The sequence below is a fragment of the uncultured Barnesiella sp. genome (assembly GCF_946496565.1).
Lineage (GTDB): Bacteria > Bacteroidota > Bacteroidia > Bacteroidales > Barnesiellaceae > Barnesiella > Barnesiella merdigallinarum.
In genome coordinates, this window is the sequence record NZ_CAMMHD010000010.1 from 1 (window position 1) to 22533 (window position 22533).

Genomic DNA, 22533 nt, shown 5'->3' on the forward strand with positions numbered 1-22533 from the left:
GGAAGGAAGTCAGAAGAAGACAACCTTCCGGCTCTTTTTTTATGCCCTCCCCAATCCCCCGGAGGGTACGTCGCGAGGGTGGCCAGTCATCCCGCACTCCGATGTGGTTGCCCAGTCATCCCGCGCTCCGACGCGGGATCCAGAGAATACCGGCAAAGGTCATTCCGCCCTTTGGTAAACAGATCCTACACCTTTTTATAATCACCTTTTTTAGTTTACCCAATCGCCTCCGGTGTGGTCACCCAGTCATCCCGCACTTTGATGCGGGATCCAGGGGATACCCGCCTTGGTCATCCCGTACCTTTGGTAAACATATCCCACATCTTTTTATAATCACCTTTTTTAGTTTACCCAATCGCCCCCGATGCGGTCACCCAGTCATCCCGCACTTTGATGCGGGATCCAGAGAATATCGGCAAAGGTCATCCCGTACCTTTGGTAAACTTATACCGCACTTTTTTATAATCACCTTTTTAGTTTGCTCAATCGCCCCTGATGCGGTCTCCCAGTCATCCCGCACTCCGATGCGGGATTCAGGAATATCGGCAAAGGTCATCCCGCGCTCCGACGCGGGATCCAGAGAATACCGGCAAGTTTACTCGTAAGATTCTCTTTCCTGGACCCCGCATCGCTGTGCGGGCTGACACGGTTCTCGACGCGGCATCCAGGATATACCCGCTGTTTATACCCAAAGAAAACAGCCGGCAGTACCGTCCGGGCCACTGGGGAGCACGGCCCGTGCATCCAGAATCGCCCTTTTCTTTTCCCGCAAAAGAAAAGGGGAAGCCAAAAGAAAGCTCCCGGCTGATGTCCGAAAGCTGAAAAATGACTGCGAGGTCCGGGGAAAAAGAACTCGCCGGGCTCGCTCCGTAGCAGCTGTTCGGCTGGCTATACAGCTCCAGGTTCTCGACCGATACACTTCGGCTCAAACATCTTTTTCCCATGTTCGTCCCTCTCCGCCATTTTTCTTTCCGCTTTCTCCCATAGGCCGGACTGGGCTACGCGCTTCGGTCATTCCGAACGGTAACTCGGTATTCAAGAGGTACCCGCGTTGTAGTACCCATAAGCAACACTTATCTGGACCCCGCATCATGTGCGGGGTGACACCCTTGGTCATGCGCTCTGACGCTGTATCCATAAATATCTGGGGGGAGAGTTACTGTTGCTATTCCTCTTATGTCATGAACTGGTCCCCGCATCGAGTGCGGGGTGACACAAAAGAAGCGCCCCCCCCTTGCTCTTCTATCTTTTTTCTAATAGGCCGACGGGTTGGCGCTGGTTAGTCGATTTTTGCGTGGGGATAGTTTGGTTTTATTATAATGTTGTGGGGTTGAAGGCTATTTACGAAGAAAAAAATCAAAATCTTTTGTTTTTCAAATAAAAAGCGTGTACCTTTGCAGTCCGATTATTACCCAAATTTGAGAAAATTTGAATGGCAGTCGTTATTCCTTTGGCCGGGAATGTATGCACTGCTGTTATTTAAGTGTTTAATTATTAAAACAATAAACGGTGGATACTTTAAGTTATAAGACCATTTCTGCAAACAAAGAGACCGCTAAGAAAGAGTGGGTTGTAGTAGATGCAACCGACCAAGTTTTGGGTCGTCTGTGTGCAAAAGTTGCTAAGATATTGCGTGGTAAATACAAACCGTGCTATACTCCTCATGTAGATTGCGGTGATAACGTGATTATCATCAACGCTGACAAAGTGCAATTGACGGGTAAAAAATGGACTGATCGGGTTTATCTGAACTTTACGGGCTATCCCGGTGGTCAGAGAGAGCTCTCTCCTGCTGTTCTGATGAAAAAAGGAGAATCGAAATTATTCAAACGTGTGCTGAAAGGTATGCTTCCCAAAAACAAACTGGGCGCTCAACTGCTGAGAAATGTATATATCTATGCAGGTAGCGAGCATCCCCACGCTGCACAAACCCCCAAAACAATTGATATTAACACCCTTAAATAAGTAATATGGAAGTAGTTAATGCATTAGGCAGACGTAAAGCCGCAGTAGCACGAGTATTTGTGAGCGAAGGTACGGGTGTAGTAACCATAAACAAAAGAGAGTTGGCCGTTTACTTCCCCTCTTCGATACTTCAATACATTGTAAAGCAACCGCTCGAAAAACTGGGCGTTGCCGAGAAATATGATATCAAAGTAAACCTGAACGGTGGTGGTTTCAAAGGCCAGGCCGAAGCTCTGCGCTTGGCTATCTCGCGTGCTTTGGTAAAAATCAACCCCGAAGACAAGTCGGCCCTCAAAGCCGAAGGCTTCATGACTCGCGACCCGCGTGCTGTTGAGCGTAAGAAACCGGGACGTCCCAAAGCTCGTAAGAGATTCCAGTTCAGTAAACGTTAATATGCGACGGCTCTGTGCCGAAGATATATTTGTGTTTAGTATCCAAACCGCAAGGACTTTACTCTATTGTGGGGTAAGCTACCTTGAGGTTGTATAAGTAGAATGTAAACAAATTAAAATCAAACCAATGTCTATTACAACTTTTGACCAATTATTGGAAGCCGGTGTTCACTTCGGACACTTGAAAAGAAAATGGAATCCCGCTATGGCTCCTTACATCTTCATGGAGCGTAACGGTATCCACATCATCGACTTGTACAAAACCGTAGCCAAAATCGACGAGGCCGCTGCTGCCTTGAAATCGATTGCCAAATCGGGCAAGAAAATCCTGTTCGTAGCTACGAAGAAACAAGCTAAACAAGTGGTTGCCGACAAGGCTTCTGCCGTAAATATGCCGTATGTGATCGAGCGTTGGCCGGGTGGTATGTTGACCAACTTCCCCACAATCCGCAAGGCTGTGAAGAAGATGTCGACCATCGACAAGATGGAAAAAGACGGTACGTTTGACAACCTGTCGAAACGTGAGAAACTGCAAATCTCTCGTCAACGTGCCAAATTGGAGAAGACGCTGGGTAGCATTGCCGACCTGAACCGTCTGCCGTCGGCCCTGTTTGTTGTCGATGTTCTCAAAGAGCACATCGCCGTACGCGAGGCCAACCGTCTGGGTATCCCCGTATTTGCCATGGTCGATACCAACTCCAACCCCAATGACGTAGATTTCGTAATTCCTGCCAACGACGATGCTTCGAAATCGATCGAAGTTATCCTCGACGCCGTTTGCGGTGCTATTGCCGAGGGTCTGGAAGAGCGTAAAGCTATGAAAGAAGATGCTCCTGCCGAAGGCGAGGAGGCTCCTGTAAAGAAAGAGCGCAAAGCTCGTATCTCGCGCAAGAAAGCCGATGATGCCGAGGTTGCCGATGCCGAGGAAGCTCCTGAAGCCGAAGCTAAAGAAGTAGAAGAATAAAAATAATCAAAAGACAAAGAGTGAAGTCAAAGAACCGACTCCACTCTTTGTTTGTTTCTAATTTAAAGAATAGGAGATTAAGTATATGGCTGTTACAATGGCTGAAATCAGCAAGCTGCGTAAACTGACGGGTGCCGGTATGATGGATTGCAAAAATGCATTGACCGAGACCAACGGTGATATTGAAGCTGCAAAAGAGATTATTCGTAAAAAAGGTCAGGCCGTCGCTGCAAAACGCGAAGACCGCGAAGCCTCTGAAGGTTGTGTTTTGGCTGCCGCTAAAGGCGATTTCGCTGCTATCGTTGCCTTGAAGTGCGAAACGGACTTCGTGGCTAAGAACGAATCGTTCGTAGAGTTGACCCGTGCTATCCTCAACGCTGCCATCGATGCAAAAGCTGCCAATATGGACGCTGTAAAGGCTTTGGAAATCAACGGTACTCCCGTTGCCAACCTGATTGTTGACGAGATTGGTAAAACGGGCGAGAAGATGGAACTCGGTTACTACGAGGCTATCTCGGCTCCCTATACCACGGCATACGTTCACCCGGGTAACAAACTGGCTACCATCGTAGGTTTCAATTTGGCTGATACCGACTATCAAGTTGCTCACGACGTAGCCATGCAGGCTGCCGCTATGAGTCCTCTGGCTGTTCGTCGCGAGGATGTTCCTGCCGACGTGGTAGCTAAAGAGCTCGAAATCGCTAAAGAGAAAGCTCGTCAAGAGGGTAAGAAGGAAGAGATGCTCGACAAGATTGCTCAAGGTCGTCTGAACAAATTCTATCAAGAGGTTTGTCTACTCGAGCAATCGTTCGTAAAAGATCCGAAGCACAACATTCAACAATATCTCCAAACCAGCAACAAAGAGCTTACGGCTGTTGCCTTCAAGCGTGTTACTCTGAACGAGGAGTAATCAAGAGATAGGGTTACCGAATATAGAAAACGCCACATCATGCGATGTGGCGTTTTTTTGTATTTGAATTTCGAATCGATTGCATCGACAAACAAGTTGGCGTACTATCGCACCACCACCTTCACGGTGCTGGTCGGTGTCGATACCAGGTAGAAGCCCGCAGGGAGTGGCAGGGAGCCGTGGCCGGCGATATGTTGCTCGCTTACGAGAGTACCGTCGAGGGTATGGATGCGGAGGTTGACAGGCTGTGAGGCTTCGAAACAGAGAGTGCCTTGGGTACCCCACAGGCGAGTTGTGGCCTCGGTAGAGGTAGCTGTAACGGCCGACGGGGTGTAGTAGTCGCTGATGTGTATGTTGTCGATGTTTATGCCGTTGGTCGACGGGTCGGTCTTGGCAATCTTGATGCGCCAGGTGCCGGGGCGCATAATCTTGAACTGGTATTCGGTGAGCTCTTTCTCGATGGCGATGTCGGTTTGCACGGTTTCCCAGCTCTCCCCTTGGTCGTTGGAGAGGAAGATGCCGAACGAGGCGGCTCCTTTGTCCTCTTTGTAGCGGGCGGTCCACAGTCGTATGTAGCCTATGCCGTCGGTCTTGTCGTCGAGCATGCAGATATAGCCCGGTTCGCCGCTGGTCGATTGGGTGAGGCGCAGGTGAGCAGCGGCGTTGTCCCACTTCATGTCGTTGGAACTGTCGCCGTAGGTAGCACCCGTAAATTCCCATCGGCAGGTCTCGCTGCTGGTGTAGGTGCCGCCGCTGTACATTTGCTCTCCGGCGGGAGTATAGGCTTTTTTCGTCTCGAAAGTCTCGTAGAAATTCCAGTATTGCGACTCGTCGTCGAGCGGTTCGGCCGGGGCAATCCAGTCGGTAAGGTTCTTGATGCCCGGCAGTGTGAAGTAGTCGGTGAGCGTACCTTTCACGGTGAGCTGCTTGCGCCAGTATTGCGGGTTTTCGTCGAGGTTGTAGTTGTCGACATAGTCTTTTATCTGTACGGGCATCATTCGGCTCAGGTCCATCTCGTCTACATCGTCGGCAATCAGGTAGGCCGAAGTACCGTCGAAGGGCGGAGCCAGGTAGTAGAAATGCTTGTTGTTGGAGTAGTCGCGATATTCGCCTACGATATATCCGCTCACGTAGTAGCTTTTCTGGTCGTTTTTCTTGGCGAGGGCCTGCGATACGGTGAGGGGCGATTGGGCCGAACTGCCGTCACCGGCCATAACCGGGAGAATAGAAACGAGTAAGATGATAAACGATAATAGACGAAGTTTCATGGGAAATCGAGTTTTGGTTTAGGTGGGGCAAAGGTACGAAAACCCCTCGATTCCGGCGCAAAAGGTTTAAAACAAAAAAATTGATTGTCATCACGACAACCAATCTTTGTTAACCTTAATTCTAATACCATGAAAAACACATTGCAAATGTACGCATATAATTTTATATGCAAGCAAAAAGTAGAAAAAAATCGCTGGTATTTAACATTATTTTTACAATCAGGGGTTTTTGTGGCAATATGACAGGCGATTGTTACAAACGTGTTACAAAATGCTTTGCTCTTTGTGCTCTTTCGAGCTAAAATTTTGCATAAAAAGATGACCCATTACCCTCTAATATTGTTATGATGCTGTATAGTCATTCATTCAAAAAAGAGTCTTATGAAGAAAATCTTGTGCAGTTTTATGGTTTTGTTCGCTTGGGTAGCGATGAGTTCTTGCGACGATGACAAGCGGGTAGACTATCAGCATCTGCCGGCTGCCATTCACCAGTTTGTCGACAATTACTTTGCCGATGTGCAGGTGCTCAAGGCCGAAGAGGAGGATGATGAGCCCCGCTATAAATTGTGGTTGAGCAACGGTTTTGAGTTGAAGTTTTACCGCGACGGCGGTTGGCAAGAGGTCGACGGCAATCTGCAGGTGTTGCCTTCGGCGTTGCAGATAGGCATCCTGCCGGGCAATCTGCTCACCTATACGGCTACGCAGTACCCCGATGCCGGCATCGTAGAGGTGTCGCGCTACAGTTGGGGATACCAGATTGAACTGAATACGGCGCCCGTCACCGAAGTGAAGTTCAACAACGACGGCGAGGTGACCACGACCGGCGGAGGTCGTTGACCCCCTCTCTTTCGGGCAATTCCTTTGCAGGTTTACCGTTTGCGTCGATAAGTGACAAAGGTGTAGGGGTAGGCGTGCCGTTCGTCGGCAGGCATCTCCTGCACCTCTTCTTTTGTCCAGAGGGCCTCGTCGATTGGGGGGAAGAAGGTATCGGCGTCGGCAAAGGTGTGGTGTATGTGGGTGATGTAGAGGGTGTCGGCCCGATTGATCGTCTCGTTGTAGAGGGTGGCCCCGCCGATGATGAAGATACGTTCGTCGGGCGACAGGGGAGCCACCTCGTCGAGGCTGTGCACCACCTCGATCCCCGGCCACGAGAGCCCGGGATTGTGGGTGAGCACGATGTTGCGTCGGTTGGGCAGAGCCCCTTTGGGCAGCGATTCGAAGGTGCGGCGCCCCATCACCACGGTGTGGCCCGAGGTGAGGGTTTTGAAATGTTTCAGGTCGTTGGGCAGATGGCACAGCAACTGCTGGTTGCGACCGATGGCACCGTTGTCGGCTACGGCGGCGATGAGGGCTATCGGGGTCATGGGCGTCATACAGATACTTTTCCCGCAATGTGGGGGTGCGGATTATAATCGGTGAGTTCGAAATCTTCGTATTTGAAATCAAAAATGCTCTTCACGTCGGGGTTCAGCTTCATCTTGGGGAGCGGACGCGGCTCGCGGGTGAGCTGCTCGTGTACCTGCTCCAGATGGTTGTTGTAGATGTGGGCATCGCCCAGCGTGTGGACAAACTCGCCCGGCTCGAGCCCCGTAACCTGGGCTACCATCAGAAGCAGCAGGGCATACGAGGCGATGTTGAAGGGTACACCCAGGAAGATGTCGGCGCTGCGCTGGTAGAGTTGCAGGCTCAGTTTGCCGCCGGCCACGTAGAACTGGAAGAAGGCGTGGCAGGGGGGCAGATTCATCTGGGGCAGGTCGGCGACGTTCCAGGCGCTCACGATGATGCGTCGCGAGTCGGGATTGTGCTTGATGGTCTCGATGGCCTCGGTTATCTGGTCGATGTGCCCGCCGTTATAGTCGGGCCACGAACGCCACTGGTAACCGTAGATGTGGCCCAGGTCGCCGTTCTCGTCGGCCCATTCGTTCCAGATGCGTACGCCGTGCTCCTGCAGATATTTCACATTGGTGTCGCCTTTGAGAAACCACAGCAGTTCGTAAATAATCGACTTGAGGTGCAGTTTCTTGGTGGTGAGCAGGGGGAACCCGTCGTGCAGGTCGAATCGCATCTGGTAGCCGAATACGCTATGGGTGCCGGTGCCGGTGCGGTCCTCCTTGAGCAGGCCGTGGTCGAGCACATGTTGCAGTAGGTCGAGGTATTGTTTCATGTCGTGTATCTATGCTTATTGAATTTGCAGCAGGCGGCTGAAGCCGAGGCACGAGATGGAGAATCCCAGTTTGCAGCCCCGAATCATGTCGCCTTGTATGGCATTGAAATTCTTGAATTGTTCGCGGTTGATAAAGATTTTGGTCCGAATCGACGCAGTGAATATCTCGCGGTGTCCGCGCCAGAACGAGGGAACCATCGATATGGTGTTGGAGAAGCGGTAGTCGAAGCAGATGCCCGCCGTCCAGTTGAAGTTGGCGTAGGCCAGTGTAGCCCGTTCGTTGCTGCCTTCGGGGATTTTCACCTGATCGGAGTAGCCCGACCAGATGCAGCCGGCGTAGGGCATGAGGGCGAAGTATTTGGTCGAAATCAGTTGCTGGCCCAGACTGAGCGAAATCGAGGTGTAGGAGTTGTGTCCGTTGCGCAGCCACACGTCGTGGATGTTGCCCTTTTGTACCCGTATGTCGCGACGCGTGCGGGCCATACCGGCCGAGAAGTCGCACAACAGGTGGGTATTGATGTAGCCCAGGTCGAAGCCGAAGTGTATCTGCCAGGCGGGGTCCCAATAGTGTTCGATGTCGCCCACGGGCCACGATGCCCCCGTACCCAGGTAGAAGCCGTAGCCGAACCGGCGGGGCGAGATGCGGGGTATCGACGGGGCGGGATTCTCGATGAGCTCTTTGGTTACGTAAAACTCCCACTCTTGCAGTTTCTCCTCGTTTTGTCCGTGCTCGGTCTCCTCTTCGGCCTTCTGGCTTTGCTCCTTGTAGAGGTCCATATACTGGCGGGTGCGGTTGTCGGCCTCAATGCCCACCACGCCCAGGTTCAGCTCGGTCTGCAACCGGCGGCGATAAAGCTCGAGCAGGTCGTATTTGAGCTGGAAGAAACGCAGTTGATTGTCGGTGCGCATCGTCGAGTCGGCAAAGGAGTGCCGACGGTCGAAACAGGCTTGGGCCTCGTTGCGTACCGTGCTGGTGTTTCCGTCGCGGTTTTTGGTCTTCTCGATGCGCAGGAAGGCGGTGAAAGCCGCGGGTACGCTTTTGAGACTGAGCGTATCCTGAAAGTCGTCCCAGGTCAGTTTGCCCTCGTTCCAGAACTTATAGTCGGCAAATTCTTCGGCCCGGGTGTATGCCGGGAGCAAGAGCGCTATCAAAAGGAGAATCAAAAACCGTTTCATAGGAGTAGAATTTATTGATTAAAGAGATTCGAGTATGCGTTTCAAAACGACCTCGGCCGAGATTTCGCGGTTGGCCGCTTCGGGGATAACCAGCGACTGCGGGCTCTCGATGACGTCGTCGGTCACGATCATGTTGCGCCGCACCGGCAGGCAGTGCATGAAGTAGGCATGGTTCGTGAGGGCCATCTTTTCGCTGTCGACCGTCCAACTGCGGTCGGTGCTCAGCACCTCGCCGTAGTGCGGGTCGGCATAGGCCGCCCAGTTTTTGGCGTAGATGAAGTCGGCACCTTCGAAGGCTTTGCGCTGGTCATACTCCACGCGGGCCTTCCCCACGAAGCGCGGGTCGAGTTCGTATCCCTTGGGATGGGTGATGACAAACTCGTAGTCGGTCTCGTTCATCCACTCGGCAAACGAGTTGGGTACCGCTTGCGGTAGCGCCTTGGGGTGAGGCGCCCAGGTCAGCACCACCTTGGGGCGTTCGGTCTGCTTGTGCTCCTCGATGGTGATGAGGTCGGCAAAGCTCTGCAACGGGTGGCGGGTAGCCGCCTCCATGCTGAAGACGGGGCGTCCCGAGTATTGGATAAACTGGTTGAGAATCTTCTCTTCGTAGTCGTCGCGCTTGTTTTCGAAGCGGGCAAAGGAGCGTACCCCGATGACGTCGCAGTAGCAGCCCATCACGGGGATAGCCTCGAGCAGATGCTCGGGTTTGTCGCCGTCCATCACCACGCCGCGTTCGGTCTCGAGTTTCCAGGCGCCCTGGTTCACGTCGAGCACCATCACGTTCATGCCCAGATTCATCGCAGCCTTCTGGGTACTCAACCGGGTGCGGAGGCTCGAGTTGAAGAAGATCATTATCAGGGTCTTGTCCTGTCCCAGGTGTTTGTAGGCGAAGCGGTTGGCCTTCACTTCGAGGGCCTCGCGGACGGCAGTTTTCAAATCGCCTATGTCGTGTACGTTGGTGAAGTGTCTCATAATCGTAGTTTATTCGCGGGTTTGTCCGTTGCCGGAAATGATGTATTTATAGGTCGTCAGCTCGGGTAGCGCCATGGGCCCCCGGGCGTGCAGTTTCTGGGTGCTGATGCCTATCTCGGCGCCGAAGCCGAATTGACCGCCGTCGGTGAAGGCCGTGGATACGTTGGTGTAGACGCAGGCGGCATCGACCTGCCGGGTAAAGCGGCGCTTGTGTTCCTCGTCCTCGGTTACGATACACTCGCTGTGTTTCGACGAGTAGCGGGCAATGTGTGCCAGAGCTTCGTCGAACGAGGCGACGGTCTTGACGGCCATCTTGTAGTCGAGAAATTCGGTGCCGAAGCTCTCGGCCGTAGCCGGTTGCAACAGTTCGTCGGGGTATTGTCCGGCGAGGGCCTCGTAGGCTTGTGGGTCGGCATAGATGATGACGTGCTTCTCGGCCAGCGGAGCGCAGAGTGCGGGCAGGTCGGTCAGCCGTTTTTGATGGACGATGAGGCAGTCGAGGGCGTTGCACACACTCACCCGGCGGGTCTTGGCGTTGCACACGATGCGGCGTCCCTTCTCCAGGTCGCCCGCCTCGTCGAAGTAGGTGTGGCATATCCCTGCTCCGGTCTCGATGACCGGCACGAGGGCATGCTCGCGCACATAGTTGATAAGTCGGCTGCTGCCCCGGGGGATAACCAGGTCGACTTTACCCACAGCTGTTAACAACTGGTCGGTATAACGGTGGTCGTTGGGTAGTAAAACGGCTGTATTAGAGTCTATTCCATGACTTATCAACACCCTGTTGATAATGTTGATAAGTGCGGTGTTGGAGTCGTGGGCGTCGCTGCCACCCTTCAGGACGCAGACGTTTCCCGACTTCATGCAGAGGGCGAAGACGTCGAACGTCACGTTGGGCCGGGCCTCGTAGATGATGCCGATGACGCCGAACGGAACGGACACCTTGTCGATGTGCATGCCGTTGGGCCGGTCGTACGAGGCCAGCGTGCGTCCCAGCGGCGAGGGCAGCGAGGCCACGCGTCGCATATCGGCAGTGATGCCTGCCAGCCGTTCGCGGGTCAGCATCAGCCGGTCGTACTTGGGGTCACTCTTCGACATCCGTTCCAGATCGCGGCGGTTTGCCTGCAGAATGTAGTCGACCTGCCGGTCGGCCTCGTCGGCCACGGCACAGAGCACACGGGCTATCGTGGCATCGTCGATGAGGTTCAGCTTGTTGGCGGCCACCCGGGCATTGTCGAGAATATGTGACAGATCGGTAGTCATGGCTGTGATATGTGTATTTGAACAAAAGTAATCTTTTTTTTCGAGTACGGGAATAAGATTGCCGTTAAAGTTGCTCGAGGTAGAGATAATCGCAGTGGACGAGCGGTCGGGCTCCCTGCTTGCCGATGAGCTGGCGGGCCGACTCGCTGTCGAACGCGACACGTCCCACCCCTATGGTGTGGCCGTCGGCATCGACAATGCGCACGATGTCGTCGCGCTCGAAGTCGCCTTCGACCCGGGTCACCCCGATGGGCAGAATGCTGGTCGCCTGTTGTGAGTGAATGGCCTCGACGGCCCCCGCGTTGAGGTGCAGCCGCCCTTTGGCAAACCCCTCGGAGTGGGCTATCCACCGCTTGATGCTCGAGATGGGCGTGGACGAGGGGATGAATCGGGTGCACACCTCGGTGCTCCCCTCACACAGCAGGAGGGGCAGGATGTTCTCGCGCTTGCCGTTGGCGATGATTACCTCGATACCCTCGTCGGCTACCTTGCGGGCAATGTGGCTTTTGGTCGTCATGCCGCCCCGCCCGAACGACGAGCGGCCCGACTGGATGTATTGCGACAGCTCCTCGCCCGGTCGCACCTCGGTGATGACCCGGCTGCCCGGCTCGCCCGGTGTGCCGTTGTAGATGCCATCGATGTTGCTGAGGATGACGAGCGTCTCGACGTCCATCATGGCCGAGATGAGGCCCGACAGTTCGTCGTTGTCGGTAAACATGAGTTCGGTCACCGATATGGTGTCGTTCTCGTTGACGATGGGGATGACGCGGTTTTCGAGCATCACCTCCATGCACTGCTTTTGGGTGAGGTACTGTTGCCGGGTCGAGAAGTTCTCCTTGGTGGTGAGCACCTGTCCGCAGGCGATGTGGTGCTCGCGGAAGAGCTCGTAGTAGCGGTTGATGAGCTTCGCCTGCCCCACGGCCGAGAAGAGCTGCCGGGCCGATACCGAGTCGAGCCTGCGGTCGATGTGCAGCTCGCTGCGGCCCGAGGCCACGGCCCCCGACGAGACGACAATCACCTCGAGGCCGGCCTTGTGCAGGTCGGCAATCTGGTCGGTGAGGGCCGACATGCGGGTGATGTCGAGCGTGCCGTCGGGGCGGGTGAGCACGTTGCTGCCTATCTTTACGGCAATGCGTTTGCGGTTGTACCTCATGGCTGTATGGCAAATTGTTGTACGGTCTCGATATAGCTCTTCCACTCGGGGTCGCTCTCGGCTCCTATCCGTATGGGCAGGGGCGGATATTGGGCGAAGGTCTCTTCGACGATGCGGCCGAACTCCTCGGCCGACGTGCCGTAGTATTCGTAACGGGCAGCCCGGTTGCCGATGAAGATGGCGGTGAGTATGGCCGCCTCTTCATCTTCGAGCTTCTGGCGCAACTGCTCGTTGAGCAGGTCGAGCCCCCGGGTCTCCTTGTCGGTCGGCAGCCCCTTGCCGTCGCCGCCGTATGGCCACACGAGGGCGATGCGGGTGGTATACCGCCCCGACTGCCTGAGGGCGTCGAGAAACAGCCGGCCCCGTACGATGAGGGGCATCCCCTCGCTTTCGGCATCGGCCACGAACCATTCGTTGCTTGCTTGCATGGTCTCGGTTTTTATGGGGTTATTGAGCTTTTTCCTTATTGTCCTTGTCGCGAATCTCTACCCGGCGTATCTTGCCGCTGATGGTCTTGGGCAATTCGTCGACAAACTCGATCACACGGGGATACTTGTAGGGAGCGGTCACCCGTTTTACGTGGTCCTGTATCTCCTTGACGAGGGCCTCGCCGGCCTTCTCCTTATAGGCGGCCGAGAGCACGATGGTGGCCTTGACCACCTGTCCGCGTATCTCGTCGGGTACACCGGTGACGGCGCACTCCACTACGGCGGGGTGTGTCATCAGGGCACTCTCTACCTCGAACGGGCCGATGCGGTAGCCCGACGATTTGATAACATCGTCGGCACGGCCTACGAACCAGAAGTAGCCGTCCTCGTCGCGCCAGGCCACATCGCCCGTGTAGTAGATGTTGTCGTGATAGACCTCGCGAGTTTTTTCGGGGTCGCGGTAATACTCCTTGAAGAGGCCCAGCGGCTTGCCGTGGTCGGTACGGATAACGATTTGTCCCTGCTCGCCATCCTCGGCGGGGCGACCGTCGGCCGTGAGCAGGTCGATGTCGTACTGCGGGTTGCGTATGCCCATCGAGCCCGGTTTGGGTTCTACCCAGGGGTAGGTGGCGATGGTGAGGGTGGTCTCGGTCTGGCCGAAACCCTCCATCAGCTTGATGCCCGTGAGGCGCAGCCACTCTTCGTATACCTTGGGGTTGAGGGCTTCGCCGGCGATGGTGCAGTATTGCAGCGACGAGAGGTCGTATTTCGTAAGGTCTTCGCGGATGAGGAAGCGGAAGACGGTGGGCGGCGCGCAGAACGAGGTGATATGGTAGTTGTGTATCATGTCGAGCACGTCGGCCGGTTTGAACTTCTCGAAATCATAGACGAAGACGTTGGCTCCGGCAATCCACTGTCCGTAGAGCTTGCCCCACACGGCCTTGCCCCAACCCGTATCGGCCAGGGTGAGGTGCAGGCTGCCTTCGTGCAGGTTGTGCCAGAAGGAGCCGGTGATGATGTGACCCAGCGGATAGGTGAAGTCGTGGGCTACCATTTTGGGTTCGCCGGTGGTTCCCGAGGTGAAGTAGAGCAGCGAGATGTCGTCGTTGCTGTTGGGGTGCTCGGGGCGCACGAAGGGGGCAGCCGCCTCGATACCCTTGTGGAAGTCGTCCCACCCTTCGGGGATAATCGGGCCTATCGAGATGCGGTGCTGCAACGAGGGCGAAGCAGGAAGTGCCCGGTCGATATGGCCGAGTACAATCTCGTCGCCGCAGGCTACGATGGCCTTGATGTCGGCGGCGTTGCAACGGTAGATGATGTCTTTTTCGGTCAACAGGTGGGTAGCCGGTATACACACCGCACCCAGCTTGTGGAGGGCGATAATCGAGAACCAAAACTCGAAACGGCGTTTGAGGATGAGCATCACCATGTCGCCGTGGCCGATGCCCAGCGATTGGAAGTAGGCGGCCGTTTTGTCGCTCTCGCGTTTGATGTCGGCAAAGGTAAAGTCGATGCGTTCGCCCCGGTCGTTGGTCCAGAGCAGGGCCTGCTTGTCGGGCTCGATGCGGGCCCATTCGTCTACGACGTCATACCCGAAGTTGAAATTCTCGGGTACCTTTACCTTGAAATTCTGCATGAAGTCTTCCTGCGATGAGAAAGAGGTCTTATCTAAAAAGCGTTCTAACATAATCGTGTATATGAGAGAGGAATGTCCCCTTCGATTTCGTTTTGATGTTTATAAATAAATAGGTCGTTTCGTGGACCGTCAGAAGATGATGGCCAGAAACTTGACCGGCTTTTCGCCAATAGCTTTCATGCCGTGTGGCCGGGTGGAGTCGAAAATAATGCTGTCGCCCTCGTGGAGTACCAGCTCTTTTTCACCGATGCGCAGGTGCATGCTCCCCTCCATCACGATGTTGAACTCCTGTCCCGGGTGGGTGTTGAGGGTGAAAGGCGCTTCGGGAGCCGTAGGCTCTACGGTCACCATGAAGGGGTCGGCCTTGCGGTTGGCAAACCCGGCTGCCAGCGACTGGTACTTGTAGGCTTTGGTGCGCTCGATGGCTACCCCTTTGTCTTTACGGGTGAGGAAATAGGCGTTCATGCGGGGCTCGTATCCAAACATGAGTGCCGGCAATTCCACGCCGTAGTGGCGGGCTATCTGGTGCAGAAAACTCACGGGAATATCTTTTTCGCCCGACTCGTAACCGCGGTAGGTCTCCACGTCGACGTGGCAGGCGGCGGCTATCTCTTCGGGCGTGAGGTCGAGTGCATCTCGCAGCCCTACCAGCCGTTCGGCTATCTGTTTTATCTCTTCGCTCATAGTGCAAATGTTTAAAAGAGGATTAAATAACTCTTACAAAATTAGCAAAATGAGAGAGCAAAAAAGAAAAATGCAACAAAAAATAGAAAAGACGATTCTATTTTGTAACTTTTATTAAGAAAAGGTAGACAAGGTAATAACCTGGGTTGCGCATTTGCAAAACCGGTGTGCAGGTTCTACTCCTGAGGCTCGGCCTGGGGCACATACTGGTAGGCTCCGATGTCGACCCGGTCGGTACGAAGGTTGCCATACATGTCTTTGTCGAGGGGGGGTACGGCAAATGCCGGGTCGCCCTTGCCGATAGCCTGCGACTCTTCGGAGCCCAGCTCGTAGTTGTAGTAGTAATGCTCTTCGCCGGTGGCCTTGAAGAGAGGCATGCCGCCCCACACGGTGTTGATGAAGTTGTCGTCGTCGGTACCCATGGAGTTGAAGAGGCACGAGCGGAAGAAGACGTGGCTGCCCATGAAGTCGATGCCCGACACCTCGGAGGTCTTGCCGCAGAGAATCGAGTTGTTGAAGCTGGCCCGCAGCAGGGGCAGACCGCCGTCGATCGAGTCGGCTGCGGCGCAGTAGTTCACCGTGACGATGGGCGAGGAGATGACGTCGTAGAAGTAGTAGTTGACGATGGTGCAGTGGGTGAAGTCGGCTATGCCGCCCGTGAGCGAGAGTACAGCCCCGGCAGCATCGGACAGCTCGCTGTTCCAGCAGTAGAGGCGGCTGTAGTTCGAGGTGATGAGGTTGCCCGACGAGTTGCGTATGCGCGAGTTGGCAATCTCGAGGCGCATCTCTTCAGTGGCACACGAGTCGAGCACGATGCCCGAACTCATGCCCCTCACATAGGCATGGGAGATGACATTGCCCGTGCTTTCGGGGTAGAAGTGTATGCCGCCCCACTGTCCGCCCAGATTGTCGTAGGGCAGGTCGGCAAAGAGGCGGTCGAGCCGGTCGCCCCGTATCTGTATGGGAGCCTGCTGAGTACCCTCGGCCTGCAGGCGTCCCTGCACCAGCAGCGAGGCCCGGTTGTGGAAGTGCAGCCGGGTGCCCGGGTCGAGTTGCAGCGTGGCACCGGGAGCCACCACCAGACTGTCGTAGATGAGGTAGGGGCGGTCGGCCGTGAGCCGGGTGTCGGTAGTGAGGGTCTCACCCCGCTTGATGATGACGTCCTGTCCGTAGGCGGTGAGCTTCACATCCTGCTGCACGCCGTTGGTGAGGAAGACGATGGAGTCGACGATAAAGATGGGGTTGTCCTGGTTGGTGGGGTCAATGTTGGCCTCGACAAAGACATAGAGGCTGTCCTTGCCCCGGATTTCGACATCGGTAAAGTAGTCGCCCGACATGCCGTCGACATTGATATGGAATCCCGAGTGCTCGGCGTCGGCCAGCTTGATGCTCGAGATGTTGAGCGATTTCTTGTTGGGGTTGTAGATGCGGAACGAGCGGGTCGAGGTGCCTATCGTGGTGAATACCGTGTCGAAGGCGACCGTGTCGGTCGAGAACGCGAGCACGTGCGACGGGCTCGTGGTGAAGTCGTCGTCGATGCAGCCGGTCAGCAGCGTGGCCGCCAGCAGGCATAACGAAGTGATGGCAACGGTTATCGCTCTCATAGTATTATAAAAACGGGCTTTGTGCGGCTTTATTGCAGGGGCCGGCCTATTTCTTTGAATGGCTCCTGTTTTCGGCCGCAGGCAAAATTCAAATTCGGAAACTTGGTTTCCTGCTGTTTTTTCGCTATATTTACCACATGGATATTTCTGTTTCGAAACAGAGGGGATAAGGGAAAAATCATTTCTATTTTACGGACTGGTTGCACAAGGAGCATAGGAGATAACAGGCTTTGGCAAGAAGGGGCGCGAGACGCTCCGCTGTGGCATTCGGTGTGTGGCTGCAAGGGGGAATCGGGGAGAGGACGAAACGGATAGCCAGTGTAAAATGTAAAACGAATATGTGATGAAAAGTGTATGTTATGGAGCGACCGATGTGGGGCGTTGTCGACAGAACAACGAGGATACCTATCTTCTTCAGCCTGTGGGTGACGACAGTCATCTGTTGGCTGTCGTGGTCGATGGCCTGGGTGGGCACGAAGGGGGCGAAATAGCCGCAGCTCTGGCCGCCAAGTGTATGGTAGACTATCTGGAGGGGCTGTCGGTCGAGGAGTTGGGACTCGATGCATTGAAGCAATCGGTGATATATGCCAATAATTCGATTGTGTCGCAACAGGTCAATCCCCGGTGGTATAACATGGGGTGTGTGCTTACGGCCCTCCTGTTCGACTTCGGGCAGGCGGTCGCCTACCTGTGCCATGTGGGGGATACGCGTTGTTACCAATTCAGAGAGGGGGCATTGACCAAACTGTCGCGTGACCATTCGCTGGTGGGTATCGAGGAGGACGAGGGCCGCCTGACCGAAGAGGAGGCCATGCACCATCCCCGGCGCAATGTGATTACGCGGGCCTTGGGACTGGGGCGGCTGGACTGGACGACCGACTACTTCTGGACGGCCACTATTCCCGTAGAGCCGGACGCGCAATATCTGCTCTGTTCCGACGGGCTGTACGACATGCTCCCTACCAGGGCCATCGCACAGGTGCTTGCCGAACAGCCCACCGCGAAGCAGCGGGTCGAGACCCTGATACGGCAGGCCAACGAGGCCGGCGGGAAGGACAACGTCACCGTGGTTCTGGTAGAGACTCGCCCGTGAGGCGAGGATGGATGCTTGCCGAAACTTGTACATTGTATATCCATGTTCCCGCAATCAGATAACCGGCACGTCCTGCCCGAGAGTTCTCTTTTTCATATCTGCGGGTGTTTTGTTTGTGTTGTTGCAAAAGAGCACTATTTTTGTAGAAGATAATTCTAAAAACAGAGATTATGCTACTGACGACAACGCCCACGGTAGAGGGGCGGCGAATTGTGACCTATTACGGGGTGGTAACCGGCGAGACCATTATCGGTGCCAATGTGATGCGTGACTTCCTGGCCGGCATACGCGACTTTTTCGGCGGCCGCTCGGGCGCCTATGAAGAGGTGCTGCGCGAGGCCAAGAACACGGCGCTCGAGGAGATGTCGCGCGAGGCGCAGAGACTGGGAGCCAATGCCGTGGTGGGTATCGACCTCGACTACGAAACGGTGGGCGGTTCGGGCAGCATGCTGATGGTGACGTGCAGCGGTACGGCCGTGCGCATCGAGTAGAAACAATTATGCTATCGGTTTGTCTATGAAATACTATCTGATTGCCGGTGAGGCTTCGGGCGACTTGCATGCCTCGAATTTGATGAAGGCGTTGAAGCGGGAGGACCCCGCCGCCGAGTTCCGTTACTTCGGGGGCGACCTCATGGCCGCTTGCGGCGGTACGCTGGTGAAGCACTACCGCGACATGGCCTACATGGGTTTTATCCCGGTACTGATGAATCTCGACAAGGTACTGGCCAACATGCGCCTGTGCAAACAGGATATTGCCGCCTGGCGTCCCGATGTGGTGATCCTGGTCGACTACCCGGGTTTCAACCTGAAGATTGCCAAGTATGTAAAGACTCACTTGAATATCCCTGTCTATTACTATATCTCACCCAAGATATGGGCCTGGAAGGAGTGGCGGGTGAAGAGCATCCGCCGCTATGTCGACCGGCTCTACTCCATCTTGCCCTTCGAGGTCGATTTCTATGCCCGCCACCACTATGCGGTGGAGTATGTGGGCAACCCCACGGTCGACGAGCTGGCGGCTCGTCCTCAGGCCGACGAGACGTTCGACGACTTTGTGACCGAGTGCGGGCTGGAGCGCAAACCCATTATCGCCTTGCTGGCCGGTAGTCGGGTCTCTGAAATCAAGGACAACCTGCCTATGATGATCGAGGCGGCCGAGGCTTATCCCGAATACCAGCTGGTGGTGGCGGGGGCTCCCGGTATCGCACCCGAGCTGTATGCGCCCTATGTGCATGGCCATCGGGTGAAGGTGGTGCAGGGCAAGACCTACCGGCTGTTGCAACAGAGCCGGGCGGCACTGGTCACCTCGGGCACGGCTACGCTCGAGACCGCCTTGCTGCGGGTGCCGCAGGTGGTCTGCTATTGGGTAGGTGGCGGCAAGCTGTTCTACAAGACGTTCGAGAAGATTTTGCGGGTGCCCTACGTGTCGCTGGTCAACCTCATTGCCGATGCTCCCGTGGTGTGCGAGCTGCTGGGCTACCGGGCTACGGTCGAGAATCTGCGTCGCGAGTTGGCTTGCCTGTTCGACGAAGAGAATCGCGAGCGCATGCTGGCCGGCTACGATCTGGTGGCCCGTCGGTTGGGTGCGCCGGGTGCGCCCGAGCAGGCTGCCCGCTCCATGGTCTCAGCTCTGCGAGGCTAAATCAATCTTGTTTTTTCAGCCCTTCGATGAGGGCGTCAAAGGTGGCGAACGGCTGCACTCCGGCAGCGGTGCGCAGGGTGAGCGTGTGCGCGTCGCTTACCGTCAGGCGGGGGAGTGAAGAGGTGTCTTCGTCGGGAGCGATGCGGCAGCCGTAGCTGTTGCGGTTGAGGGCGTTGACCGTCCAGTGGAGCAGGGTCTCGTCAGATGCTTCGACCACAATCTCCTTTTCCCATTGTACCGAGGGGTAGTAACTGCCGTGTGCGCGGTCGAAACAGATGTCGCGGCGGTCGAACAGCGTGTCGAGATCGCCGTTGAGGATGAGGTCTTCGGTCACACCGCTGCACAAGCCTTGCCCCTTGCGCAGCAACCACAGCCGGTCGGCCAGCACGAGCGCCTGCTCGATGTCGTGAGTCGACAGCAGTATCGCTTTGTGTTGCGTAGTGGCGATGCGGTGCAGCAAGGTCATGGTCTCGATGCGGCTCACGGCGTCGAGAAAGGCGGTGGGCTCGTCGAGAATCACCAGCGGGCACTCCTGGGCCAGCACCTTGGCAATCATTGCTTTTTGTCTTTCACCGTCGGAGAGTTGCGCCATGTAGGTGTCGGCCTTGTGGGCGATACCTGCGGCCTCGATGGCCTCGTCGACCACCTGGCGGTCGTGGCGGTCGAGCCGTCCGAAGAATCCGGTGTGAGGCTGCCGCCCCAGCGATACCATTTCGTAGACGGTGAGTCCGCCGGTCTGGGTCTTGTCGGTGAGCACCACCCCGATGAGGCGCGAGAGTTCCCGCTCCGAGAGTGTCGACAGGTCGCGCCCCTCGAGTGTGATTGTGCCGGCCAGAGGCGGTTGTGCCGCGGCCAGGGTGCGCAGCAGCGTCGACTTGCCCGACCCGTTGGCACCCAGCAGGCAGGTGAGCTCGCCCCGATGCAGCGCAAAGGAGAGGTCGTGGTGAATCTGCTTCACCCCGTGGTGCCCCGTGCGGTAGCCGATGCTCAACGCTTGAGCCGATAGTATGGCGGTCGTGCTCTCCATCAGTTGAAATATTGTATTTTACGTTGATTGATAATCACATAGATGATGACAGGGGCTCCCAGCACCGGCGTAATGGCGTTGATGGGCAGGATGCCCGACTCGCCGGGCAGGATGCAGATGAGGTTGCACAGCAGCGTGGTGACGGCCCCGCAGAGCAGCGTGACGGGCAGCAGGGTGTTGTGGTTCGAGGTGCCCAGCAGCAGGCGGGCGATGTGCGGCACGGCCAGCCCGATGAACGAGATGGGCCCGCAGAAGGCGGTGGTCGATGCTGTGAGCAGTCCCGTGACGATGAGCAGCAGGTTGCGGGTGAGCTTGATGTTCACCCCCAGGTTGGCGGCGTAGCGGTCGCCCAGCAGCAGGGCGTTGAGCGGTTTGATGAGTAGGATGGCGATGGCCAGCCCCACCCCCACCGAGAGGGCGAAGTAGGGCAGTTGTTCGCCGGTGACGCCGCTGAAGTTGCCCATGCCCCAGATGGTGTAGGAGTGTACCCCCTCGGCTGTGGAGAAGTAGTTGAGCAGCGAGATGACCGACGAGGTGACGTATCCCACCATGATGCCCACGATGAGTAGCATGATGTTGTTTTTGACCAGAGTCGAAAAGAAGAGTATCGTGCCCAGCACGATGATGGACCCGACGAAGGCCCCCGCGATGATGGCGGTAAAGCCCGTGAGGGTAGTCGATTGGGTGAGCCCCAGGCTTCCTCCGAAGAGGAGCATGACCAGTGCCACGCCCAAACTGGCCCCCGTGTCGATGCCCAGTATCGAGGGTCCCGCCAGCGGGTTGTTGAAGGCCGTTTGCAGCAGCAGGCCCGCCACGGCCAGCGCGGCTCCCGAGAGCAGGGCGGCCACCATTTGCGGCAGGCGCGACTCGAGTACGATGAAGCGCCATACCTCTTTTTCGCTCTCCCGGCCGCAGAGAATATCCCACACCGCCGAGGCCGGTATCTGCACCGACCCGAACCACAGGTTGGCGGCACACAGGGCGACCAGCAGTACGATGAGCAGCCCGATGAGGCGCTTGGCACGTGAGGTATGGCGAGGCTTGTTCATTCGGCTAAGGGTTGGAAGTAACGAAGTTGATAGTGGGGGAAGCGATCGGGGTGGAAGAGGGCCGCCAGCTCCTGCAAGAGCAGGTCGGGACGGAAGGGTGTCTCTTCGTAGTAGTTGCATTCGGCCGTGTTGCACCCGTAGATATTATGATTGCGGAAGGCCTTGAAACGGGCATAGGGAGCATACTCCTTCTGCAGGGCGCGGTAGGAGAGTTGTCCCACGTTGAACGACTTGATGAGCCAGATGTCGGCCTCGCCCGCCCGGTTGAATACCGTTTCGAACGAGAGGGGGATGGAGCCCGACTCGCCGTTTTCGCTCCAGGGGTACGCGCCGCCGGCGTCGGCAAAGAGGCGCGCCATGTAGCTTTTGCCGCCCGGCATGTACCAGGCCGAGCCGCTTTTCAGTTCGCTGATGACCATCGGTCTCGAGCCGCTTTGTTCCAGTTGCTCCTTCAGGGCGTTGTATCGCTGTTCGATTTGGGCAAAGAGCGAATCGGCCTCGGCCTCTTTTCCGTAGAGCAGCCCCAGCAGCTTTATCCACTCGGCGCGGCCCAGCGGAGAAGTTTCCAGATAGTCGGCACACTCGATGATGGGGATGCCCATCTTGCCGATGCGTCCATAGCCCGCATTTTCGAAGGGCGAGAGCAGAATGGCGTCGGGCGAGAGTTCCATCACCCGCTCGATGTCGGGGCTCATGGAGTTGCCGGCGTCGACCAGTTTGCCCTGGCTGGCCCGGTCGAGCAGGGCCGGAGTCTTGATGTAGGCGAGGTCGCACACACCGCCTATCCGGTCGAGCGCACCCAGCAGCTCGAGGGCACTGGCGTGAACCGACGAGTAGACCAGTGTCTTTTCGAGGGGAGTCCTCACCACCGTACCTTGCGGCAGGTTGGCAGGCAGCTCTTCGTCGCGGGGCACGAGCAGATAGCGGTGCAGCAGTCGGGTGGTGTCCCAGGGGTTGGTCACGGCCACGTCGGTAAAGCCGTCGTGACGGGTAATCGACAGCAGGTCGGCGTAGTGCACGAGGGTATCGTTGGCCGCCTCCCCGCCCGACTTTTGAGTCTTGGGGTTGTGGCACTGCACCGTGAGGAGCAGCAGGGTGGCGAGAGAAATCAGTCGAAACAGTCGGTTCATGGCGGGTATCG

21 protein-coding genes and 1 pseudogene are annotated in these 22533 nt (G+C 56.3%); 8 read left to right on the forward strand and 14 right to left on the reverse strand.

The genetic code is table 11. The features are described 5' to 3' along the window. Positions 1–1509: 1509 nt before the first annotated feature. The 4 genes and pseudogenes from rplM (at position 1510) to tsf (ending at position 4231) form a co-directional block, all read left to right on the forward strand. The gene (rplM, locus tag Q1K76_RS06645; RefSeq protein ID WP_087409122.1) at positions 1510–1965 is read left to right on the forward strand and encodes a 50S ribosomal protein L13; all 456 of its coding nucleotides are present in this window, start codon (positions 1510–1512) and stop codon (positions 1963–1965) included. A gap of 5 nt (positions 1966–1970) precedes the next feature. Continuing rightward, entirely contained in the window at positions 1971–2357 is a 387-nt protein-coding gene (gene rpsI, locus Q1K76_RS06650; protein WP_087409121.1) for a 30S ribosomal protein S9, read from the forward strand. 127 nt (positions 2358–2484) lie between these two features. Further along, positions 2485–3243 (forward strand): annotated as a pseudogene (gene rpsB, locus Q1K76_RS06655) (30S ribosomal protein S2); the annotation flags it as partial. A 163-nt stretch (positions 3244–3406) separates the two neighbouring features. Beyond that, entirely contained in the window at positions 3407–4231 is an 825-nt protein-coding gene (gene tsf / locus Q1K76_RS06660) for a translation elongation factor Ts (RefSeq protein ID WP_087409119.1), read from the forward strand. A gap of 104 nt (positions 4232–4335) precedes the next feature. Here tsf and Q1K76_RS06665 read toward each other — a convergent pair whose 3' ends face one another. Further along, positions 4336–5499, reverse strand: coding sequence for a DUF6359 domain-containing protein (locus Q1K76_RS06665; RefSeq protein ID WP_300132018.1), 1164 nt, complete (start codon positions 5497–5499; stop codon positions 4336–4338). Positions 5500–5880: 381 nt separating this feature from the next. Here Q1K76_RS06665 and Q1K76_RS06670 point away from each other — a divergent pair, with 381 nt between their 5' ends. Continuing rightward, positions 5881–6336: a PepSY-like domain-containing protein gene (locus tag Q1K76_RS06670; protein ID WP_258326800.1), complete on the forward strand. Its 456-nt coding sequence runs from the start codon at positions 5881–5883 to the stop codon at positions 6334–6336. A gap of 32 nt (positions 6337–6368) precedes the next feature. On the opposite strand, the gene Q1K76_RS06675 is transcribed toward Q1K76_RS06670, so the two are convergent. The 10 genes from Q1K76_RS06675 to Q1K76_RS06720 all read right to left on the reverse strand — a co-directional run bounded on the left by Q1K76_RS06675 (position 6369) and on the right by Q1K76_RS06720 (position 16579). Continuing rightward, the gene (locus tag Q1K76_RS06675) at positions 6369–6863 is read right to left on the reverse strand and encodes a dihydrofolate reductase (protein ID WP_300132140.1); all 495 of its coding nucleotides are present in this window, start codon (positions 6861–6863) and stop codon (positions 6369–6371) included. 5 nt (positions 6864–6868) lie between these two features. Continuing rightward, the gene (locus Q1K76_RS06680; protein WP_087409116.1) at positions 6869–7663 is read right to left on the reverse strand and encodes a thymidylate synthase; all 795 of its coding nucleotides are present in this window, start codon (positions 7661–7663) and stop codon (positions 6869–6871) included. Positions 7664–7678: 15 nt separating this feature from the next. Continuing rightward, the gene (locus tag Q1K76_RS06685) at positions 7679–8839 is read right to left on the reverse strand and encodes a hypothetical protein (protein ID WP_300132021.1); all 1161 of its coding nucleotides are present in this window, start codon (positions 8837–8839) and stop codon (positions 7679–7681) included. An 18-nt stretch (positions 8840–8857) separates the two neighbouring features. Then, on the reverse strand, positions 8858–9811 hold the full coding sequence (locus Q1K76_RS06690; RefSeq protein WP_300132023.1) for an N-acetylornithine carbamoyltransferase: 954 nt from the start codon (positions 9809–9811) through the stop codon (positions 8858–8860). Positions 9812–9820: 9 nt separating this feature from the next. Beyond that, a complete protein-coding gene (locus tag Q1K76_RS06695) occupies positions 9821–11074 on the reverse strand; it encodes a glutamate-5-semialdehyde dehydrogenase (RefSeq protein WP_300132026.1) in 1254 nt (417 codons plus the stop codon). A 64-nt stretch (positions 11075–11138) separates the two neighbouring features. Further along, complete coding sequence (proB, locus tag Q1K76_RS06700) at positions 11139–12227, reverse strand: glutamate 5-kinase (RefSeq protein WP_300132028.1); 1089 nt, start codon at positions 12225–12227, stop codon at positions 11139–11141. Beyond that, positions 12224–12655: a DUF695 domain-containing protein gene (locus Q1K76_RS06705; protein ID WP_087409111.1), complete on the reverse strand. Its 432-nt coding sequence runs from the start codon at positions 12653–12655 to the stop codon at positions 12224–12226. Before Q1K76_RS06705 ends, proB begins: the two co-directional genes overlap by 4 nt. Before the next feature lie 19 nt (positions 12656–12674). Then, a complete protein-coding gene (locus tag Q1K76_RS06710; protein ID WP_087409110.1) occupies positions 12675–14342 on the reverse strand; it encodes an AMP-binding protein in 1668 nt (555 codons plus the stop codon). 78 nt (positions 14343–14420) lie between these two features. Next, the gene (locus tag Q1K76_RS06715) at positions 14421–14975 is read right to left on the reverse strand and encodes an XRE family transcriptional regulator (RefSeq protein ID WP_087409109.1); all 555 of its coding nucleotides are present in this window, start codon (positions 14973–14975) and stop codon (positions 14421–14423) included. A gap of 176 nt (positions 14976–15151) precedes the next feature. Beyond that, positions 15152–16579: a hypothetical protein gene (locus tag Q1K76_RS06720; protein WP_300132031.1), complete on the reverse strand. Its 1428-nt coding sequence runs from the start codon at positions 16577–16579 to the stop codon at positions 15152–15154. A gap of 343 nt (positions 16580–16922) precedes the next feature. On the opposite strand from Q1K76_RS06720, the gene Q1K76_RS06725 reads away from it, so the two are divergent. The 3 genes from Q1K76_RS06725 (at position 16923) to lpxB (ending at position 19316) form a co-directional block, all read left to right on the forward strand. Beyond that, positions 16923–17672, forward strand: coding sequence for a protein phosphatase 2C domain-containing protein (locus tag Q1K76_RS06725; RefSeq protein WP_300132033.1), 750 nt, complete (start codon positions 16923–16925; stop codon positions 17670–17672). Between the two features lie 170 nt (positions 17673–17842). Then, entirely contained in the window at positions 17843–18163 is a 321-nt protein-coding gene (locus tag Q1K76_RS06730; protein WP_087409106.1) for a heavy metal-binding domain-containing protein, read from the forward strand. 25 nt (positions 18164–18188) lie between these two features. Beyond that, positions 18189–19316 (forward strand): lipid-A-disaccharide synthase, encoded by a 1128-nt coding sequence (lpxB, locus tag Q1K76_RS06735; protein WP_300132035.1) that lies wholly within the window; start codon positions 18189–18191, stop codon positions 19314–19316. Position 19317: 1 nt separating this feature from the next. Here the strand turns inward: lpxB and Q1K76_RS06740 are convergent, their stop codons facing one another. From Q1K76_RS06740 to Q1K76_RS06750, 3 genes are read right to left on the reverse strand one after another with little or no spacing between them, the layout of a single operon-like run. Next, complete coding sequence (locus Q1K76_RS06740; protein WP_300132037.1) at positions 19318–20343, reverse strand: ABC transporter ATP-binding protein; 1026 nt, start codon at positions 20341–20343, stop codon at positions 19318–19320. Next, a complete protein-coding gene (locus Q1K76_RS06745; RefSeq protein ID WP_298662837.1) occupies positions 20343–21392 on the reverse strand; it encodes an iron ABC transporter permease in 1050 nt (349 codons plus the stop codon). Before Q1K76_RS06745 ends, Q1K76_RS06740 begins: the two co-directional genes overlap by 1 nt. Then, complete coding sequence (locus Q1K76_RS06750; RefSeq protein ID WP_300132039.1) at positions 21389–22522, reverse strand: ABC transporter substrate-binding protein; 1134 nt, start codon at positions 22520–22522, stop codon at positions 21389–21391. Before Q1K76_RS06750 ends, Q1K76_RS06745 begins: the two co-directional genes overlap by 4 nt. Between the last annotated feature and the right edge of the window lie 11 nt (positions 22523–22533).

What these genes read in the sequence shown, in the direction of transcription:
- rpsI (WP_087409121.1), top strand. Translation starts at nt 1,971, where the DNA reads ATGGAAGTAGTTAATGCATTAGGCAGACGTAAAGCCGCAGTAGCACGA.
- Q1K76_RS06685 (WP_300132021.1), bottom strand. Translation starts at nt 8,839, where the DNA reads ATGAAACGGTTTTTGATTCTCCTTTTGATAGCGCTCTTGCTCCCGGCA.
- Q1K76_RS06670 (WP_258326800.1), top strand. Translation starts at nt 5,881, where the DNA reads ATGAAGAAAATCTTGTGCAGTTTTATGGTTTTGTTCGCTTGGGTAGCG.
- lpxB (WP_300132035.1), top strand. Translation starts at nt 18,189, where the DNA reads ATGAAATACTATCTGATTGCCGGTGAGGCTTCGGGCGACTTGCATGCC.
- Q1K76_RS06710 (WP_087409110.1), bottom strand. Translation starts at nt 14,342, where the DNA reads ATGTTAGAACGCTTTTTAGATAAGACCTCTTTCTCATCGCAGGAAGAC.
- Q1K76_RS06740 (WP_300132037.1), bottom strand. Translation starts at nt 20,343, where the DNA reads ATGGAGAGCACGACCGCCATACTATCGGCTCAAGCGTTGAGCATCGGC.
- Q1K76_RS06675 (WP_300132140.1), bottom strand. Translation starts at nt 6,863, where the DNA reads ATGACCCCGATAGCCCTCATCGCCGCCGTAGCCGACAACGGTGCCATC.
- Q1K76_RS06680 (WP_087409116.1), bottom strand. Translation starts at nt 7,663, where the DNA reads ATGAAACAATACCTCGACCTACTGCAACATGTGCTCGACCACGGCCTG.
- Q1K76_RS06690 (WP_300132023.1), bottom strand. Translation starts at nt 9,811, where the DNA reads ATGAGACACTTCACCAACGTACACGACATAGGCGATTTGAAAACTGCC.
- Q1K76_RS06705 (WP_087409111.1), bottom strand. Translation starts at nt 12,655, where the DNA reads ATGCAAGCAAGCAACGAATGGTTCGTGGCCGATGCCGAAAGCGAGGGG.
- Q1K76_RS06730 (WP_087409106.1), top strand. Translation starts at nt 17,843, where the DNA reads ATGCTACTGACGACAACGCCCACGGTAGAGGGGCGGCGAATTGTGACC.
- Q1K76_RS06750 (WP_300132039.1), bottom strand. Translation starts at nt 22,522, where the DNA reads ATGAACCGACTGTTTCGACTGATTTCTCTCGCCACCCTGCTGCTCCTC.
- Q1K76_RS06725 (WP_300132033.1), top strand. Translation starts at nt 16,923, where the DNA reads ATGAAAAGTGTATGTTATGGAGCGACCGATGTGGGGCGTTGTCGACAG.
- Q1K76_RS06665 (WP_300132018.1), bottom strand. Translation starts at nt 5,499, where the DNA reads ATGAAACTTCGTCTATTATCGTTTATCATCTTACTCGTTTCTATTCTC.
- Q1K76_RS06695 (WP_300132026.1), bottom strand. Translation starts at nt 11,074, where the DNA reads ATGACTACCGATCTGTCACATATTCTCGACAATGCCCGGGTGGCCGCC.
- proB (WP_300132028.1), bottom strand. Translation starts at nt 12,227, where the DNA reads ATGAGGTACAACCGCAAACGCATTGCCGTAAAGATAGGCAGCAACGTG.
- Q1K76_RS06715 (WP_087409109.1), bottom strand. Translation starts at nt 14,975, where the DNA reads ATGAGCGAAGAGATAAAACAGATAGCCGAACGGCTGGTAGGGCTGCGA.
- tsf (WP_087409119.1), top strand. Translation starts at nt 3,407, where the DNA reads ATGGCTGTTACAATGGCTGAAATCAGCAAGCTGCGTAAACTGACGGGT.
- Q1K76_RS06745 (WP_298662837.1), bottom strand. Translation starts at nt 21,392, where the DNA reads ATGAACAAGCCTCGCCATACCTCACGTGCCAAGCGCCTCATCGGGCTG.
- Q1K76_RS06720 (WP_300132031.1), bottom strand. Translation starts at nt 16,579, where the DNA reads ATGAGAGCGATAACCGTTGCCATCACTTCGTTATGCCTGCTGGCGGCC.